This window comes from Achromobacter sp. GD03932 (assembly GCF_029839485.1).
GTDB lineage: Bacteria > Pseudomonadota > Gammaproteobacteria > Burkholderiales > Burkholderiaceae_B > Achromobacter > Achromobacter bronchisepticus_A.
In genome coordinates this window covers 40,199-56,612 of sequence record NZ_JAOCAT010000032.1, presented here as the reverse complement: position 1 = coordinate 56,612, position 16,414 = coordinate 40,199, and the positions used below count along the sequence as shown (strand labels likewise).

The 16,414-nt window shown below is 67.8% G+C and carries 16 protein-coding genes; 12 read left to right on the top strand and 4 right to left on the bottom strand.

Annotation, left to right across the window (positions count from 1 at the left end):
* The first annotated feature begins 3 nt into the window (after positions 1-3).
* From N5C88_RS25485 to N5C88_RS25450, 8 genes are all read left to right on the top strand, one after another.
* Positions 4-1,254 carry an NAD(P)/FAD-dependent oxidoreductase gene (locus N5C88_RS25485; RefSeq protein ID WP_280016477.1) on the top strand — a complete coding sequence of 417 codons (1,251 nt, stop codon included), beginning with the start codon at positions 4-6 and terminating at the stop codon, positions 1,252-1,254.
* Positions 1,255-1,262: 8 nt separating this feature from the next.
* Positions 1,263-1,820 carry a hypothetical protein gene (locus tag N5C88_RS25480; protein WP_280016476.1) on the top strand — a complete coding sequence of 186 codons (558 nt, stop codon included), beginning with the start codon at positions 1,263-1,265 and terminating at the stop codon, positions 1,818-1,820.
* Positions 1,817-3,016: a beta-ketoacyl-ACP synthase gene (locus N5C88_RS25475; protein WP_280016475.1), complete on the top strand. Its 1,200-nt coding sequence runs from the start codon at positions 1,817-1,819 to the stop codon at positions 3,014-3,016. Before N5C88_RS25480 ends, N5C88_RS25475 begins: the two co-directional genes overlap by 4 nt.
* Positions 3,013-3,468 carry a hotdog family protein gene (locus tag N5C88_RS25470; protein WP_280016474.1) on the top strand — a complete coding sequence of 152 codons (456 nt, stop codon included), beginning with the start codon at positions 3,013-3,015 and terminating at the stop codon, positions 3,466-3,468. The genes N5C88_RS25475 and N5C88_RS25470 overlap by 4 nt, the downstream gene beginning before the upstream one ends.
* The gene (fabG, locus tag N5C88_RS25465) at positions 3,465-4,196 is read left to right on the top strand and encodes a 3-oxoacyl-ACP reductase FabG (RefSeq protein ID WP_118934558.1); all 732 of its coding nucleotides are present in this window, start codon (positions 3,465-3,467) and stop codon (positions 4,194-4,196) included. Before N5C88_RS25470 ends, fabG begins: the two co-directional genes overlap by 4 nt.
* Positions 4,196-5,419 (top strand): beta-ketoacyl-ACP synthase, encoded by a 1,224-nt coding sequence (locus N5C88_RS25460; protein ID WP_059380545.1) that lies wholly within the window; start codon positions 4,196-4,198, stop codon positions 5,417-5,419. Before fabG ends, N5C88_RS25460 begins: the two co-directional genes overlap by 1 nt.
* A gap of 47 nt (positions 5,420-5,466) precedes the next feature.
* Positions 5,467-5,907: a hypothetical protein gene (locus N5C88_RS25455; protein WP_059380544.1), complete on the top strand. Its 441-nt coding sequence runs from the start codon at positions 5,467-5,469 to the stop codon at positions 5,905-5,907.
* Between the two features lie 112 nt (positions 5,908-6,019).
* Positions 6,020-6,481, top strand: a complete 462-nt coding sequence (locus N5C88_RS25450) for a GatB/YqeY domain-containing protein (protein WP_280016473.1) — start codon at positions 6,020-6,022, stop codon at positions 6,479-6,481.
* 37 nt (positions 6,482-6,518) lie between these two features.
* Here N5C88_RS25450 and dinB read toward each other — a convergent pair whose 3' ends face one another.
* Positions 6,519-7,598 carry a DNA polymerase IV gene (gene dinB / locus N5C88_RS25445; protein WP_059380543.1) on the bottom strand — a complete coding sequence of 360 codons (1,080 nt, stop codon included), beginning with the start codon at positions 7,596-7,598 and terminating at the stop codon, positions 6,519-6,521.
* 102 nt (positions 7,599-7,700) lie between these two features.
* Between dinB and N5C88_RS25440 the strand changes: the two genes are divergently transcribed.
* Positions 7,701-8,123: a PaaI family thioesterase gene (locus N5C88_RS25440; RefSeq protein WP_054458193.1), complete on the top strand. Its 423-nt coding sequence runs from the start codon at positions 7,701-7,703 to the stop codon at positions 8,121-8,123.
* 36 nt (positions 8,124-8,159) lie between these two features.
* Here the strand turns inward: N5C88_RS25440 and N5C88_RS25435 are convergent, their stop codons facing one another.
* Positions 8,160-8,615 carry a hypothetical protein gene (locus tag N5C88_RS25435; protein WP_059378359.1) on the bottom strand — a complete coding sequence of 152 codons (456 nt, stop codon included), beginning with the start codon at positions 8,613-8,615 and terminating at the stop codon, positions 8,160-8,162.
* A gap of 67 nt (positions 8,616-8,682) precedes the next feature.
* Positions 8,683-9,498: an IclR family transcriptional regulator gene (locus N5C88_RS25430; RefSeq protein WP_059378362.1), complete on the bottom strand. Its 816-nt coding sequence runs from the start codon at positions 9,496-9,498 to the stop codon at positions 8,683-8,685.
* Positions 9,499-9,606: 108 nt separating this feature from the next.
* Between N5C88_RS25430 and N5C88_RS25425 the strand changes: the two genes are divergently transcribed.
* The 3 genes from N5C88_RS25425 (at position 9,607) to N5C88_RS25415 (ending at position 14,713) form a co-directional block, all read left to right on the top strand.
* Positions 9,607-11,679 (top strand): metallophosphoesterase, encoded by a 2,073-nt coding sequence (locus N5C88_RS25425; protein WP_280016472.1) that lies wholly within the window; start codon positions 9,607-9,609, stop codon positions 11,677-11,679.
* 29 nt (positions 11,680-11,708) lie between these two features.
* On the top strand, positions 11,709-12,674 hold the full coding sequence (locus tag N5C88_RS25420; RefSeq protein WP_280016470.1) for a tripartite tricarboxylate transporter substrate binding protein: 966 nt from the start codon (positions 11,709-11,711) through the stop codon (positions 12,672-12,674).
* A gap of 122 nt (positions 12,675-12,796) precedes the next feature.
* Positions 12,797-14,713, top strand: a complete 1,917-nt coding sequence (locus N5C88_RS25415; RefSeq protein WP_280016468.1) for a S9 family peptidase — start codon at positions 12,797-12,799, stop codon at positions 14,711-14,713.
* Here N5C88_RS25415 and N5C88_RS25410 read toward each other — a convergent pair.
* Positions 14,703-15,914, bottom strand: a complete 1,212-nt coding sequence (locus tag N5C88_RS25410; protein WP_059378373.1) for a GGDEF domain-containing protein — start codon at positions 15,912-15,914, stop codon at positions 14,703-14,705. The genes N5C88_RS25415 and N5C88_RS25410 overlap by 11 nt on opposite strands.
* Positions 15,915-16,414 lie beyond the last annotated feature (500 nt).

The following is a 16,414-nucleotide window of genomic DNA, read 5'->3' as shown; positions in this document are numbered from 1 at the left end:
GGCATGGAACATCGCGAAGTTGTAGTCATAGGAGCGGGACCGGCAGGCGCGGTCGCCGCCGCCCTGTTGAAGCGCCAGGGACATGACGTCCTGATGCTGGAACGCCAGCAGTTTCCGCGCTTTTCCATCGGCGAAAGCCTGCTCGCCCATTGCCTGGAGTTCGTGGAGGAAGCGGGCATGCTGCCGGCGGTGCAGGCCGCCGGCTTCCAGGTGAAGAACGGCGCCGCCTTCGCCTGCGGCGAACGCTACACCCACTTCGATTTCCACGACAAGTTCAGCCCCGGCCCCGGCACCACGTTCCAGGTGCAGCGCGCGCACTTCGACAAAGTCCTGGCGGACGATGCCGCCCGCCAGGGCGTGGAAGTGCGCTATCTGCAGGAAGTGACGGCGGCCGATTTCGACGGCGACGACGGCCCCCTGCTGGACGTGCGCAGCGCTGACGGCACTTCCTATCAAGTGAAGAGCCGGTTCGTGCTCGACGCCAGCGGCTACGGCCGCGTGCTGGCGCGCCTGCTGGACCTGGAGCGTCCGTCGTCGATGCCGCCGCGCAAGGCCATCTTCACCCATATCGAAGACCGCATCGACGACCCCGGCTTCGACCGCGAGAAGATCCTGATCAGCGTGCATCCGCAAGAACGCGGCATCTGGTACTGGCTGATCCCCTTCTCCAACGGCCGCTGCTCGTTCGGCGTCGTGGGCGGCGAAAACCTCTTTGGCGGCCCCGGCCAGGACCTGATGGCCACGCTGCGCGAGATGGCCCACGCCGCGCCCAATCTCAAGCGCGTCCTGAAGCACGCCGTCTGGGACACGCCCGCCAACACCATCGGCGGCTATTCGGCCAGCGTGCGGCAGCTGCACGGCCCCGGTTACGCGCTGCTGGGCAACGCGGCGGAATTCCTCGACCCGGTCTTTTCCTCGGGCGTCACCATCGCCCTGCGTTCGTCCAAGCTGGCGGCAGACGCGCTGCACCGCCAACTGACGGGTGCGCAGGTCGACTGGCAGGCCGAATTCGCCGATCCGCTGATGGTGGGCGTGGAAACCTTCCGCGCCTATGTCCAGGGCTGGTACAGCGGCGAATTCCAGGACGTGGTCTTCTACGAGCACGCGCAGCCCGAGATCCGGCGCATGATCAGCTCCATCCTGGCGGGCTACGCCTGGGACCGGAACAACCCCTTCGTCGCCAACCCGCAGCGCCGCCTGCGCATGCTGAGCGAACTGTGCCGCGGCGCCGAAGCGCAGCCGCTGCCCGCCTGATCCCGACCATGTCCGCCACCCGCTCCTCCTTCCTGTCCGCCGCGCGCACGCTGGGCGCGCTGCTGGCGCTCGCCCTGCTGGCGGGCTGCGCGGGCGCGCCGCCCGTGCCGGCGCGCGACGCGGACTTTCCGCTGCCGCGTCAGCTGCATGTGCTGCAGTCCGCCGCCGGCCAGCCCGCGCTGGACACGCTCTTGGTGGTGCAGCGCGAAGGCGCCGCCTTGCGCTGGTCGCTGTTCGACCCCATGGGCGTGCCGCAGGCGCGGCAGATGCTGGAACGCGGCCAATGGCGCAACGACGGCTTCCTGCGGCCCAACGCCCAGGCGCGCGATCTGTTCGCCGCCCTGATCTTCGCGTGGACGCCCGAAGCGGAACTGGATGTGGCCTATGGCGCCGGCAACTGGCGCGCCAGCCGCGAGGACGGCGGCGCGGCGCAACGCGAACTGCTGGACCGGGGCCGTCCGCGCTGGAGCGTGCGCTGGCCAGCGGCCGCACAGGCCGGCACGTTCACCATCACCACCGCAGACCAGGTCACCTGGCGGATCTCGCCCTTGAAGGAGCAGCCATGAACACCTGGTTGGGTACCCCCGGCGTGGTGTGCGCGCTGGGCGCCGGCATCGACGCGGTAGCCCGCGCCGCCTTCGCCGGCGACACCTCGGGCATGCGCCCGCAGCCGGATTGGGTCCATGGCCGCACGCTGACGCTGGGCGGCCATGCGGACGCGCTGCCGCCCATCCCCGACACGCTGCCCGCGCATCACCACAGCCGCAACAACCAATTGCTGCTGGCAGCCGCGTTGCAGATCGAGCCGCAATTGCGCGCCGCCGTGGCCCGCCATGGCGCCCACCGCGTCGCCGTGGTGCTGGGCACCAGCACTTCCGGCGTCAACGACAATGCGCCCGCCTTCCGCCAGTTGGCGGCGCAAGGCGCATGGCCGGACGGCTACGACTACCGCCGCCAGGCCTTGTCGTCTCCCGCCGCGTTTTTCGCGGACTGGCTGGGCGCCACCGGCCCCGCCTATACGCTGTCCACGGCCTGCACCTCCAGCGCCCGCGCCCTGCTGTCCGCGCGCCGCCTGCTCGCCTCGGGCCTGTGCGACGCCGTGGTCTGCGGCGGCGCGGACACCCTGTGCCGCCTGACCATCAACGGCTTCGCCACGCTGGAAGCCATCGACGACACGCTGTGCCTGCCCTTCTCCGCCAACCGCCGCGGCATCAACATCGGCGAAGCCGGCGTGCTGTTCCTGATGGAGCGCGAGCCCGCAGGGGAGCGCTCCGTGGCGCTGCTGGGCGGCGGCGCCAGCTCCGACGCCTGGCACATGTCCGCGCCCGAGCCCAGCGGCGCCGGCGCGCGGGCAGCCATGCAGGCCGCGCTGCAATCCGCCGGCGTGGACGCGGCCAGCATAGGCTGGGTCAATCTGCACGGCACCGGCACGCTCCACAACGACGCCATGGAAAGCCTGGCCATGCATGCCGTTTTTCCGCAAGGCGTGCCCTGCGCCTCGACCAAGGCGCTGACCGGCCACGCGCTGGGCGCGGCAGGCGCGCTGGAAGCGGCGCTGGCCTGGGCCACGCTGTCGGCCGGCAATGCCGAAGGACGGCTGATGCCCCACGTCTGGGACGGACAGCCCGATCCCGCCCTGCCGGCGCTGGATTTCAGCACCGCGCAGCACCGCTACGCCCAAGGCCGGCCGCGCTTGGCCATGAGCAATTCCTTCGCCTTCGGCGGCAACAACGCCAGCCTGATCCTGGGAGCCCAAGCATGACGACCTGGCCCGTCTCCAGCCTGCTGCCGCACGCCGGCGACATGATCCTGATCGACGAGGTCTGCAGCCACGACGCCGACAGCCTGACCGCGCGCGCCCTGGTCAAGCCCGGCCCCTACTCGCTGCCCGACGGCTCCTTGCCGCCGTGGCTGGGCATGGAGCTGATGGCGCAAGCCGTGGGCGCCTGGGCCGGTTGCCAGGCGCGCCAGGCGGGCGCCCCCGTCAAGCTGGGCTTCCTGCTCGGCACGCGGCGCTACGAAAGCCATGCCGACGCGCTGCCCGCCGGCGCCCGCCTGACCATACACGCGCGCCGCGGGCTGGTCGACGCCAGCGGCATGAGCGTCTTCGAATGCGAACTGCGCGACGACGCGCGCCTGCTGGCCGAGGCCAGGCTGAACGTCTATCAGCCCAAGGACCCCACCGCTTTTATCCAGGAAGAATCACCCGAATGAGCGCTGCCCCCATACTCGTAACCGGCTCGAGCCGCGGCATCGGCCGCGCCATCGCGCTGGCCCTGGCCGACGCCGGCCACGACCTGGTGCTGCACTGCCGCCAGCAACTCGACCAGGCCCAGGCCGTGCAGGCCGAGGTCCAGGCGCGCGGACGCCAGGCGCGCGTGCTGCAATTCGACGTGGCGGACCGCCAGCAATGCGCCGCCGCCCTGCAGGCCGACATCGACGCGCACGGCGCCTATTACGGCGTGGTCCTCAACGCCGGCCTGACCCGCGACGGCGCGTTTCCCGCTTTGACCGGCGACGATTGGGACCAGGTGCTGCGCACCAACCTGGACGGCTTCTACAACGTGCTCAGTCCGCTCGCCATGCCCATGATCCGCCGCCGCGCGCCTGGCCGCGTGGTCTGCATGGCGTCCGTGTCCGGCCTGGTGGGCAACCGCGGCCAGGTGAACTACAGCGCCTCCAAGGCCGGCCTCATCGGCGCCGCCAAAGCCCTGGCCGTGGAACTGGCCAAGCGCCAGATCACCGTCAACTGCGTGGCGCCGGGGCTGATCGACACCGACATGATCGACGAGCACGTGCCGGTCGAGGAAATCCTGAAGGCCGTGCCAGCGCAGCGCATGGGACGGCCCGAGGAAGTGGCCGCCACCGTCGTGTTCCTGATGTCTCCCGGCGCCGCCTACATCACGCGCCAGGTCATCGCCGTCAACGGAGGACTGTGCTGATGAAACGCGTCGTCATCACCGGCATGGCCGGCATCAGCGCGCTCGGCAACGACTGGGCCAGCGTGCAGCAGGCGTTCCAGACGGGCCGCAGCGCCATCCGCGTCATGCCCGACTGGTCGCGCTACGCCGAACTCAACACCCGCCTGGCCGGCCCCATCGAGGACTTCCGCACGCCCGCGCACTGGACCCGCAAGCAACTGCGCAGCATGGGACGGGTTTCCCAACTGGCGGTGCGCGCCGCGGAACTGGCGCTGGACGACGCGGCGCTGCTGGGCGATCCGCGCATCGCCGACGGCCGCATGGGCGTGGCCTGCGGCTCGTCGGTGGGCAGCACGGCGGAGATCCGCGCCTTCGGCAACATGCTGCTCAACGGCGTCACGGACGACCTCAACGCCAATTCCTACGTCCGCATGATGCCCCACACCACCGCGGCCAACGTCGGCATCTTCTTCGAACTGAAGGGCCGCATCATCCCGACGTCCAGCGCCTGCACCTCGGGCAGCCAGGGTATCGGCTACGCCTACGAGGCCATCCGCTACGGCCGCCAGGAGCTGATGCTGGCGGGCGGCGCGGAAGAGCTGTGCGCCAGCGAAGCCCTGGTGTTCGACGCGCTCTACGCGACCAGCCAGAAAAACGACACGCCCGAACTCACGCCCCGCCCCTACGACCGCGACCGCGACGGCCTGGTGATCGGCGAAGGCGGCGGCATGCTGGTGCTGGAATCGCTGGACCACGCGCTGGCGCGCGGCGCGCGCATCCATGCGGAAATCGTCGGCTTCGGCAGCAATTCGGACGGCACCCACATCACGCGCCCGGAAGCCAGCACCATGCGCATTGCGATGGAAATGGCGCTGGCCGACGCCAGCCTGCCACCGCAAGCCATCGGCTACGTCAACGGCCACGGCACTGCCACGGAACAGGGCGACATCGCCGAAACGCAGGCCACGCACGGCCTGTTCGGCAGCCGCATGCCCATCAGCTCGCAGAAGAGCTACCTGGGCCACACATTGGGCGCCTGCGGCGTGCTGGAGTCGTGGTTCAGCATCGAGATGCTCAACCGCGACTGGTACGCGCCCACGCTCAACCTGCGCAACGTCGATCCGCGTTGCGGCGAACTCGACTACCTGACCGAGGGCCGCAGCATGAGCAACGAATATGTCATGAACAACAACTTCGCCTTTGGCGGCATCAACACCTCATTGATCTTCCGCCGCTGGCGCTGAAGTCCGCAATACCCGCGTTTTTCCCTCTCACGAATGGAATGCCAGACATGAACGCTTCTTACCAGTTGTCCGCCGCCCTGCTCCTGTCGCTCGCATGCTCGGCGCAAGCCCTGGCGGCAGACCGTACCGTCCATCTGCCCATGCAGACCGCGATCGACGCCGCCCAGGCCGCCGGCAAGATCGATGGCAGCGTCAAGTTCTACCTGGCCGGCACCGGCCCCAAGGGCACGGTGCTGGAATCCGGCGTCGTCACCAACCGCAAGACCAACGCCTTCGCCAAGAAGGACGAGGACGCCTGCCTGTGGGTGGCCCAATCCGCCATCATCGCGCTGCATGAAGCGGCCAAGAAGGCCGGCGCGAACGCGGTGACCAATATCGTCAGCTACTACCGCAAGAACGAATACAGCAGCAAGACCGACTATGAATGCCATGCCGGCGCCATGGTGGCCGGCGTCGCCCTGCGCGGCGACCTGTCCAAGGTGAAGTAAGGCAGATCGCCAGCCGCCGGAAAACGCCGGCCGCCGGAACACGCCGGCCGCCGGAAAACGCCGGCCGCCGGTTTAAACTGCTTGTTTGTCGCCACACCACAAAGGTTTACCCATGAGCACTGCTACGCTCAAGACCCGCCTCTCCGATGCCGTCAAGGACGCGATGCGCGCCAAGGCCTCCGAACGCCTGACCACGCTGCGCTTCCTGCTGGCGGCCGTCAAGCAGAAGGAAGTGGACGAACGCCGCGACCTGAACGACGCCGAGATCACCGCCATCATCGAAAAGCAGGTCAAGCAGCGCCGCGAGTCCATCGCCGCGTTCGAACAGGCCGGCCGCACCGAAACCGCCGAACAGGAAAAGGCCGAACTGCTGGTGCTGCAGGAATTCCTGCCGCAAGCCGCCACGCCCGAGGAAGTCGCCGCCGCCATCGACGCCGCGCTGGCCGATGTGGCCGCCCAGGGCGTGACCGGCGCGCCCGCCATGGGCAAGGTCATGGCGCTGCTGAAGCAGGCCCTGGCCGGCCGCGCCGACATGACGGCGCTGTCGCAGCAAGTGAAGGCCCGCCTGGCCTAAACCCTGCCGGGGTTGGCTGCCAGCCGCCCCGCTCAGCTCAGAACGCGCCGCCGAACAGATCGGGCTGGCGCGACTGCTCCTGCGGGTCGGCGAAATTGCTCATCCCCACCCCCGCCAGCCGGTACAGCGTTTCCGGCGGCAAGTCCACGCGTTCGCACAGCAGCCTGGCGACGGCGGCCAGCTCCGCCGCCGATCCAGGCGGACTCAGGCTGGTCTGACTGCGCGTGAGGATCCGGAAACGGTCCGTCTTCAATTTGAGCACCACCGTGCGGCCCAGGGCGCCCTTCTTCAGCGCCTGGTCCCACACGCGTTCCGCCATGCGGTCGATGGCCTCGCCCACCGCGTCCAGGCGGATATCCTCAGAGAACGTGGTCTCCGACGAGACCTGCTGCAAAGGCTGGTCCGTCTGCACCTCGCGCTCGTCGATGCCGCGCGCCAATTCGTACAGGCGCCGGCCGTAGCGGCCGAAGTAATGCTCCAGTTCCTGGGCGCTGTGCGTGGCCAGGTCGCCCACGGTATGGATGCCCAGCTGTTCCAGGCGCGCCTGCGTCACCTTGCCCACGCCCGGCACCTTGCGCACCGGCAGGGGCTCCAGGAAGGCCAGCACCTTGGCGGGCCGGACCACGAACAGGCCGTCCGGCTTGTTCCAGTCGGACGCGATCTTGGCCAGGAATTTATTGGGCGCGACGCCGGCCGAAGCCGTCAGTCCGGTTTCCTCGCGGATCTGTTGCCGGATGACCTGCGCCACCTCGGTGGCCGAGGGCAGGCCCAGCTTGTTGACCGTGACGTCGAGATAGGCCTCGTCCAGCGACAGGGGTTCGATCATGTCGGTATGGCGGGCGAATATCTGCCTGACCTGGCGCGAGACCTCGCGGTAGCGGTTGAAATCCGGCGGTACATAGATCGCATGCGGACACAGGCGCTCCGCGCGGGCGGCGGACATGGCCGAATGGATGCCGAACCGCCGCGCCTCGTAGGACGCGGCGCACACCACCGAGCGCGGCCCGGTCCAGGCCACGACCACGGGCTTGCCGCGCAGTTCGGGGTTGTCGCGCTGTTCCACGGACGCGTAGAACGCGTCCATGTCCACGTGCACGATCTTCCGTAATTCAATCATGGTGGTGCTGCCCCCATGAGCCGTTCATCGCCTGAAACCCCGTGGCAAAACATATATTATGACCGGCGACAACCGACTTCCCATTCCTGCCCGCAACGGTCCATGACTGCAGCCTCAACGCCCCAAACCGACTACTTCGGCCTGACCATTCCCTTCATGCATTTCATCGGCCTGGTGCCCGAGAGCATCGCGCCGGCCTATGCCCGCACCTCGCTGCCCTGGCGCGCCGACCTGACCAACAGCCGCGGCGACGTGCATGGCGGCACGCTGATGAGCGTGCTGGACTTCACGCTCAGCGCCGCCGCCCGCGGCTCGGCCGACGGCACGGAAGGCATGGCCACCATCGATATGAACACCTCGTTCCTGTCGCCCGGCACGGGCGACCTGGTGATCGAGGCGCGCTGCCTGCGCAAAGGGGCCTCGATCGCTTTCTGCGAAGGCGAGGTCCGGCGCGCCGACGGCGAACTGGTGGCGCGCGCCACCGCCACCTTCAAGATCATCCGCCGCCGCCCGGGCGGGGACTGAGCGCGCCGGCGGCGGCAAGCCGCCGGCCCCTGCGCCTCAGTTGGGCAGGTCTCGCGAAGGCTTGACCGGCGGACGCGGATCCAGCGGCATATAGCTGCTGCACGACACCAGGCTGTAATAGATGGCGTCCTGCATGGCGCGCATGGCGGCCGCGTCCCAGGTGCCCTTGCCCCACACCGCGATGCGCACATCGGTGGTCTTGGGGCCGGCGGCCTTCAATTCGACCCGCGTCATCTCGTTGTCGCTGTAGGGCGCCAGCACCTGCACCACGCCGGACTGCGCGCTTTCGTTCATGGTGTCCACCACGCGGTAGGCGTTGTCGGTGCTGCGCAGGCAGGCATTGGCCTGCCGGATCGCCGCGTCGTAGGCGTCCTTGAAGGCCACCGGGGCCTTGAATTCGCTGTGCGGCGACGCGCTGCCGGACGAAATGCCCATCGAGCAGCCTGCCAGGCCCAGGGCCAGCGCCGAAGCCGCGACCAGTTTCCAGTACATGTGTATCTCCAGATCAGTGCCCGCGATTATCCCGCATATCGGCTGCGCGCGATAAGCGCAGCCGCGTTCACATGATCCCGATGCGGTACTCCAGGTTCTTCACCAGGGTCCGCAGGCGCGGGCCCAGGGTCTCGTACACGTGCTTTTCGTCCAGGTTATCGGCCGGGATCGTCACGTTGAAGGCCAGCGGCAAGTCATTGGAGCGATAGCGCATCGGCGTGGCGATGCCGCACAGCTCCGCCCGCCAGTCCTTGCTGACCACGCAGAAGCCGTGCTGATCGATGGCCTCGAACGCGGGCTGCAATGACGGCCCAAAACGCTCCCAGTCCTCGGGAAATTCCTCCGCGAGCCGCCCGCAGATAAGTTCACGCTCGTCCGGCGTCTGGGCATACAGCAGCGCGCGCCCGGTGGCGGTGCGCAGCAAGGGGCGGGCCGAGCCGATATCCGGGCGCGAGGCGTTCGACGCGCCGTCATGCACGGTTTCGACGTAGACCACCTGCAGGCGGTCGCGGATGGCCATGGACACCGGTCCCTTGGCATAGCGCGCCAATTCGATCATGTCGTGCGCCGCCAGTTGCCGCAGCGTCAGGTGCACCAGCAAGGGATAGCCCAGCGTCAACACGGCCGGACCCAGCGAGTACTTGCCGGTGCGTTCGTCGCGCCGCAGATAGCCCAAACCCACCAGCGTGAATGTCAGCCTGGACACCGTCGGGCGCGTCAGGCCCAGCATTTCCGCGATTTCCTTGTTGCCCAGCAGCGGCTCGGCCGCGGAAAAACACTTGAGCACGTCCAAGCCGTTGGAGAGCGTGGAGGCAAATCGCGGATGCGCTTCCAGCGAAGCGCGGGATTCGAGTTCGTAGTTGAGCGGCGTTTTCGAGTGCATGGCGGCCTAGGGATTCGGAGCATTGACAGTATATCGCCTGCCGAAATACAAACATTCCGTTCACTATAAACACTTGAATTCCATTTATTGAAATTAAAAGGCTGATTGATGACGAATTCCTGCTTTTCCCGCCAGCCGCTGGGCGCCCGCCTGTTCAGCTTTGCCGTGGTGGCCGACACCCACGTCAATGAATCGGAAGACACCTGCGCGTCGCCCTTTGCCACCAATGCCCGCGCCAATGCCCGGGCGCGGCACGTCTTCGCCGACATCGCCGGACTGGACCCCGCCCCCGCCTTCACCATCCACCTCGGGGACATCGTCCATCCGGTGCCCAGCATGCCCTCGTTCGAAGTGGCGGCCGACCGCTTCAAGGCCATCGCCGGCCAGATCGACATGCCGCTGCACCTGGTGCCCGGCAACCACGACGTCGGCGACAAGCGCATCGACTGGATGCCGGCCGACATCGTCTGCGACGACTACCTGGACAAGTACCGCCAGGTGTTCGGGCCGGACTATTACGCGGTGGACCATGGCGGCGTGCGCTTCCTGTTCCTGAACGCGCTGCTGTTCAACTCCGGACTGGCGGCGGACGACGCGCAACGCGCCTGGATCGACGAGCAATTGGCCAGTGCCAGCGGCCGCGTCTTCGCTTCGCTGCATTACCCGCCCTACCTGCATGACGCCCACGAACGCGGTTCCTACGACAACATCGACGAGCCCGGCCGCGGCTGGCTGCTGTCGCGCCTGGCCCATCCGCGCGTCGAAGGCGTTTTCGCCGGCCACGTCCACAATTTCTGGTACGACGTCATCGGCGGCGCGGAGATCTACATGCTGCCGTCGACCGCCTTCCTGCGGCACGACTTTTCCGAGTTCTACCGGGTGCCGCCGGCGGATGAGTTCGGCCGCGGCGATGTCGAGAAATTCGGCTACTTCATCGTCGATGTTCATGAGCAAGGCCATGTGGCCAAGCTGATCCGCACGCACGGCGCCATGCGTGGCGAGGCCGAAACGGACCGGGCTGCGGCGCGCACCCTGCCCACCGTCCATACCAAGACCGCCGCCTGTGACGGCATTGCGGTCGAAATGCGGCATCCCTGGGCCGAAATCGTCGAAATCCCCTGCACCGGCGGGGTGCAGGAGTTCGGCCGCAAGCTGGCCCGCAACGACTACCCGCTGATGTCCATGTGGGAAATGGGGCTGCGTACCCTCAAGATTCCCGTGCAGGATCTGCGCGACGACAAGACCCTGCGCCGCGCGCGTCTCATGTCCGACGTCGGCCACCGCTTCGTGCTGACCTCGCTGGGCTTGCCTGACGCCAGACTGCTGCAACAGGCGCGCGAGCACGGCGTGGCCATCGCCGCCATCGAGATCAACCTGAACGCCCAGGCGCTGGAAGAGGCGGGCGCGGCCCTGCAGCGCCTGCGCGAGCACACCGACGCCCGCCTCGTCTATTGCAAGATCCGCACGGGCGCGGACGACGCCCACTTCGACGGCAAGCACTACAGCCATTTCGTCAACACCGGACTGCGCGCCTCCGAGCTCGAAGCAGCGCAATCCACCCTGCTGCCGCACTTCGCCCAGAAGAACCTGGACGGCTTCACCGTGCGCCTGGACTGGGGTTCCGACCTGATCGCCACGCACCAGCAACTGGCCGCGCAGGCGCGCGACTGGGGCGCGACGGTGAACGTGGGCGTCAAGCTGGCCGACCGCCTGGCGGCGGCGAATAGCGACGACACCGCCATCGCCGCGCTGGTGGCGGAAGCCTTCCTGGCAGCCCGGGCCACAGACGCGGTGAGCTATTCCTTCGACACCTTCATGGACGTGGACCGCGGCTACTTTCCGCGCAACGGCCTGATCGACCGCCGCTACGATCCGCGGCCCGCCGGCCTGGCGCTGGCCGCGCTGAACGCGGTTTTTGCAGGGCAGGCCGCAGGCGCCGGATGGGTCGAACGCATCGACGGCGAAGCCGGCCTGCGCCTGTGCCGCTACCGCTGCGGCCAGCAGGCCTATGAACTGGCCTACGGCCCCGGTCCGGCCCTCCAGCGCCAGGTCGAGGCCGGCGCGTTCAAACGCGTCGTCGACCTGACGGCCCAGCGCGCGCTGCCGACCCGGGACGATTGGGACGAGTACGCGCGCCTGCATCTGCCCGCCCAGGCCGTGCTGCTGATCCAGCGCAACTGAATCCCCATCCCCCGCACAGGAGCCACTCCATGTTTCGACACGCAATCAAACTCGCGGGCATCCTGGCCGCCGCCTGCCTTCCCATGTTGGCGCAGGCGCAGCCCTATCCCGACAAGCCGGTGCGCCTGATCGTCGCCTACACGCCCGGCGGCGCCACCGATGTGATCGCCCGCATCCTCGCGGCGAAGCTGAGCACAAGCTGGGGCCAGCAGGTCATCGTGGAGAACAAGTCCGGCGCCAGCGGCATGATAGGCGCCGAACAGGTCGCGCGCGCCACGCCCGACGGCTACACCCTGCTGCTGGCCTACACGCCCGAGGTCTCGATCAACAAGCTGGTCTATAAACAGATGCGCGACGACCCGTTGAAGGACCTGCAACCCATCGCGCTCGTGGCGGATGCGCCGCTGGTGCTGGTCAGCGGTCCCAAGCTGCCCGCCACCACCTACGGCGATCTCAAGCGACAAGGCGCAAAGGCGCCGCTGGTCTACGGTTCGCCGGGCATGGGCGGCCAGCAGCATCTGGCCGGCGAACTGCTGCGGGTGCGTTCCGGCATGAACCTGACCCACGTGCCCTACCGCGGCACGGCGCTGGCCGTGGCCGATCTAGTGGGCGGCCAGATCGACATCTTCTTCGCCACGGCGCCAGCCATCATCGGCCAGATCGGCGCCGGCAAGCTGCACCCGCTGTTCATCGCCGGTCCCCAACGCCAGGACGTCCTGCCTTCGACGCCGACGGCCAAGGAGGTCGGCCTGGACGACTTCGACATTTCCAACTGGTTCGGTCTGTTCGGCCCCGCCGGCATGCCACCGGCCCTGGTGGAGCGCATTTCCAAGGACACGGCCCAGGCGCTGGAGGCCGCCGATGTAAAGGAAAAACTGCAGGGCCAAGGGCTGGCCATTTCCTATAAGCCGCCCCAGGAATTCAAAACCTTCATCGGCGCCGAAATGGCCAAGTACGGCGCCATCGTCAAGGCGACGGGGCTGGAGCCGCAGTAGGCCTGGGCACGGCCGACAGCGTCCGCGGGCGGTTCGACACCGCCCGCGCCGCTATGGCATTATCGACGGACCACCCGGCGGCCGGCCCCAAGCGCCCGCCGCGGCAACTTCGGAGGTCCCCCTTGTTCTCATTCCTCAAGCGCACCGTCCTGGCCGCCAGCATCATCGGCGTATCGCTGGGCGCCAGCGCCGCGCAACCGCCGCGCGCCTATCCCCTCAAGGATTTCTTCCGCAACCCCGAGCGGGGCTTCTTCCGCCTGGCCGACGACGGCCGCACACTGGGCTTCATGCAGCCCACCAGCGTGGACGGCAATCCCGCCCGCATGAACATCTACGTGCAGCCGCTGCAAGGCAGCACGCCTGTCGGCGACGCGCGCCAGCTGACCAGCGAAACCGCGCGCGACATCAGCAACTTCTTCTGGAAAGGCGCCGACGTGGTGCTCTACCAGAAGGACTTCGGCGGCGACGAGAACTTCCACGTGCTGGCCGTCAACGCCAAGACCGGCAAGATCACCGACCTGACGCCCTATGAAGGCGTGCGCGCCGGCATCGAGGACGATCTGGAAGACGACCCCGACCACGTCCTCATCAGCCACAACCAGCGCAATCCGGAAGTCTTCGACGTCTACCGCGTCAACGTGCACACGGGCGCCGCGGAGCTGGTGGCGCAGAACCCGGGCAACATCGTCGGCTGGCAGACCGACCACGCCGGCAAGGTGCGCGCCGCCGTCGCCAGCGACGGCCTGAACACCACCCTGCTTTACCGCGACGACGAATCGTCCGAGTTCCGTCCGCTCATCACCACCGATTACCGCACCAGCGTCAGTCCGGCGTTCTTCACCTTCGACGACAAGAAGTTCTACGCCCTGTCCAACCGCGGGCGCGACAAGCTGTCACTGGTGGTGATCGACCCCGCCAAGCCCGAGGCCGAGGAAGAGATCTTCACGCCCGACACCGTCGACCTGGATTCCGCCGGCTACTCGCGCAAGCGCCGCGTGCTGACGGTGGCCGCCTACCAGACCGACAAGCCGCAGTACAAGTTCTTCGACGCGCAGACCGAGACCCTCTTCAAGAAGCTGTCGGCCCAGCTCACCGGCTACGACTTCGCCATCCAGGGCTCCAACCGCGACGAGGACAAGTTCATCGTCGCCGCCTACAACGACCGCACGCCCGGCTCGCGCTACATCTACGACGCCGCCGCCGACACGCTGACCAAGCTGGCCGACATCAACCCCGCCATTCCCGAGGCGGACATGTCGCGCGTGCAGCCCATCAGCTACCAGACCCGCGACGGCCTGACGGTCCACGGCTACCTGACGCTGCCCGCCGGCCGCGATCCCAAGAACCTGCCTTGCATCGTGAATCCTCACGGCGGCCCGTGGGCGCGCGACGGCTGGGGCTACAACCCCGAAGTCCAGTTCCTGGCCAACCGCGGCTTCTGCGTGCTGCAGATGAACTTCCGCGGATCGACCGGCTATGGCCGCGCCTTCTGGGAAGCCAGCTTCGGCCAATGGGGCCTGAAGATGCAGGACGACATCACCGACGGCGTGCAGTGGCTGGTCAAACAGGGCATCGCCGATCCCAAGCGCATCGGCATTTATGGCGCCAGCTACGGCGGCTACGCCACGCTGGCCGGCGTGGCGTTCACGCCCGACCTGTATGCCGCCGCAGTGGACTACGTGGGGGTGTCCAACCTGTTCACGTTCATGAAGTCCATTCCGCCGTACTGGAAGCCCATGCTGGACAAGATGCAGGACATGGTGGGCGACCCCGAACGCGACCGCGAACGCCTGGCCGCCACCTCGCCCGCGCTGCACGCGGACAGGATCAAGACGCCGTTGTTCGTGGCCCAGGGCGCCAAGGATCCGCGCGTCAACAAAGACGAAAGCGACCAGATGGTCAAGGCGCTGCGCGCCCGCGGCGTCGAAGTCGAGTACATGGTCAAGGACAACGAAGGCCACGGCTTCCACAACGACGAGAACAAGTTCGAGTTCTACGAAGCCATGGAGAAGTTCCTGACGGAACACCTCAAGCCCTGAGTTCCTCCTCCAGCACCGCCGGGCCGCGCTCCTGCGCGCGGCCCGCGGGACGGCCGATCCAGGCCATCTCGACGCGGTCGCGCCCATGTGCCTTGGCGCGGTACAGCGCATCGTCGGCGCGCGCCAGGATGCCGTCCGCGCCGTCTCCGGACTGATACGAAGCCAGGCCGCCGCTGGTGGTCATCCGCACTTCGCGCCCTTGCAGGTGGAAAGGCGTGTCGCGCAGGGCGTCGCAAACGCGCTGCGCCTGCACCAGCGCGCGGGCCGGGTCGCAGTCGTACATCAGCAGCACGAATTCCTCGCCGCCCAACCGGCCGAAGCGGTCGCTGGCGCGCACCGCCCGCTGCACCACCTTCGAAAAATGGCGCAGCGCCGCGTCGCCAGCGGCGTGGCCGTAGCGGTCGTTGATGGACTTGAAGTGATCGATGTCCAGCACCAGCACCGCCAGTTTGCCGCCGGCGCGCTGGCAGCGCTGCAGCTCGCGCTCCAGTTCGTCCAGGATGCTGCGGCGCGAATAGGCGCCCGTCAGGCCATCGAAGGTCAGCGCAGCTTCCATCTGTTCGGACAGGCTGGTCTGGATCAGAAGCAGCAGCGCCAGGAACAGCCCGGGCACGGTCACCGTCCCGCAGACAATGAAGAACAGGCCCCAGGGACTGGGTTCGAGCAACGACGAGGGTTCTTGTCCGCCGATGCTGTAGACCGCCAGCCGCAGGGCATGCAGCGCGGCCAGGCCGAAGCTCGCCAGCATCAGGTACAGCATCACGCCGCGCGTGTGCAGGCGCCTGCGCTGGCGGAAGAACACCAGGCCCGTCGCCATCATGGCCACGAAGGTGTAGGCGGAAAACAGCAGCATGCGCGCCCGCAAGTCATCCGCCACGTACAGCAGCAGCGCGAACGCAGAGATACTGAGCGCGCCCAGCGCCGCCGTGCGCCGCGCCAGCGGGCGCAGGCCGAAGAACTGCCGCACGCCGACGTAGACCAGGCTGACCGCGCAGACCCAGGCGGCGTTCGAGACCATCACATAGACAGCGGACGGCAGAATGGGCGAAGCGGCATAGGCCAGCAGCGACAGCACTGCCAGCGCGTTGCCCGCCGTGAACGCGCCGACGCCGCCCACGTCGCGGGCGCGCAACGGCGCCAGCAATGGCAATGCCAGAGCCGTGGCCAGGCCCCACATCAGGAAGAAAAGAGAAGTCGTCATGGTGTTTGCCGGCTTGCGCCCCGAGGGCGCCCGCCGTCGCTCGTCATTGCTGTTGCACTGGGTTCATGCGCCTGGAGGGGTTACATCCCACCACTCCTGACGCTTTTTGTTACCCGTACAGCGACAGACCGGCACTACCTGGCGCCCGTCCGTCGCCGCACGCCGTTTCGCCCTGAACCTTTACCGCCCGCGCCAAGACGATTGCGCGGCAAGCGACGAAGAATACGCCACGGCAGGACTTTCGCCATGGCCCTTTGCACTAATTGACAGTTGACTGACAGTTAACACACTTATAATTCGTGCCATTGACGGTGCCATGAAGAGCGCCGCAATCACGCCCTACGGGCGTGGCGCGTACTAGCCATGCACTCCCATTGCGCGAGTGCGAAGGTCCCCGCAGCGGGCGCCGCGCAGTCCTAACCCAATGTTCCTTCCCGTGCCGCCGGCGCCTTTGCGCCAGGTGTCGCCTCGGCTCGCGCCGAAAAAAGGCATGCCCCTGG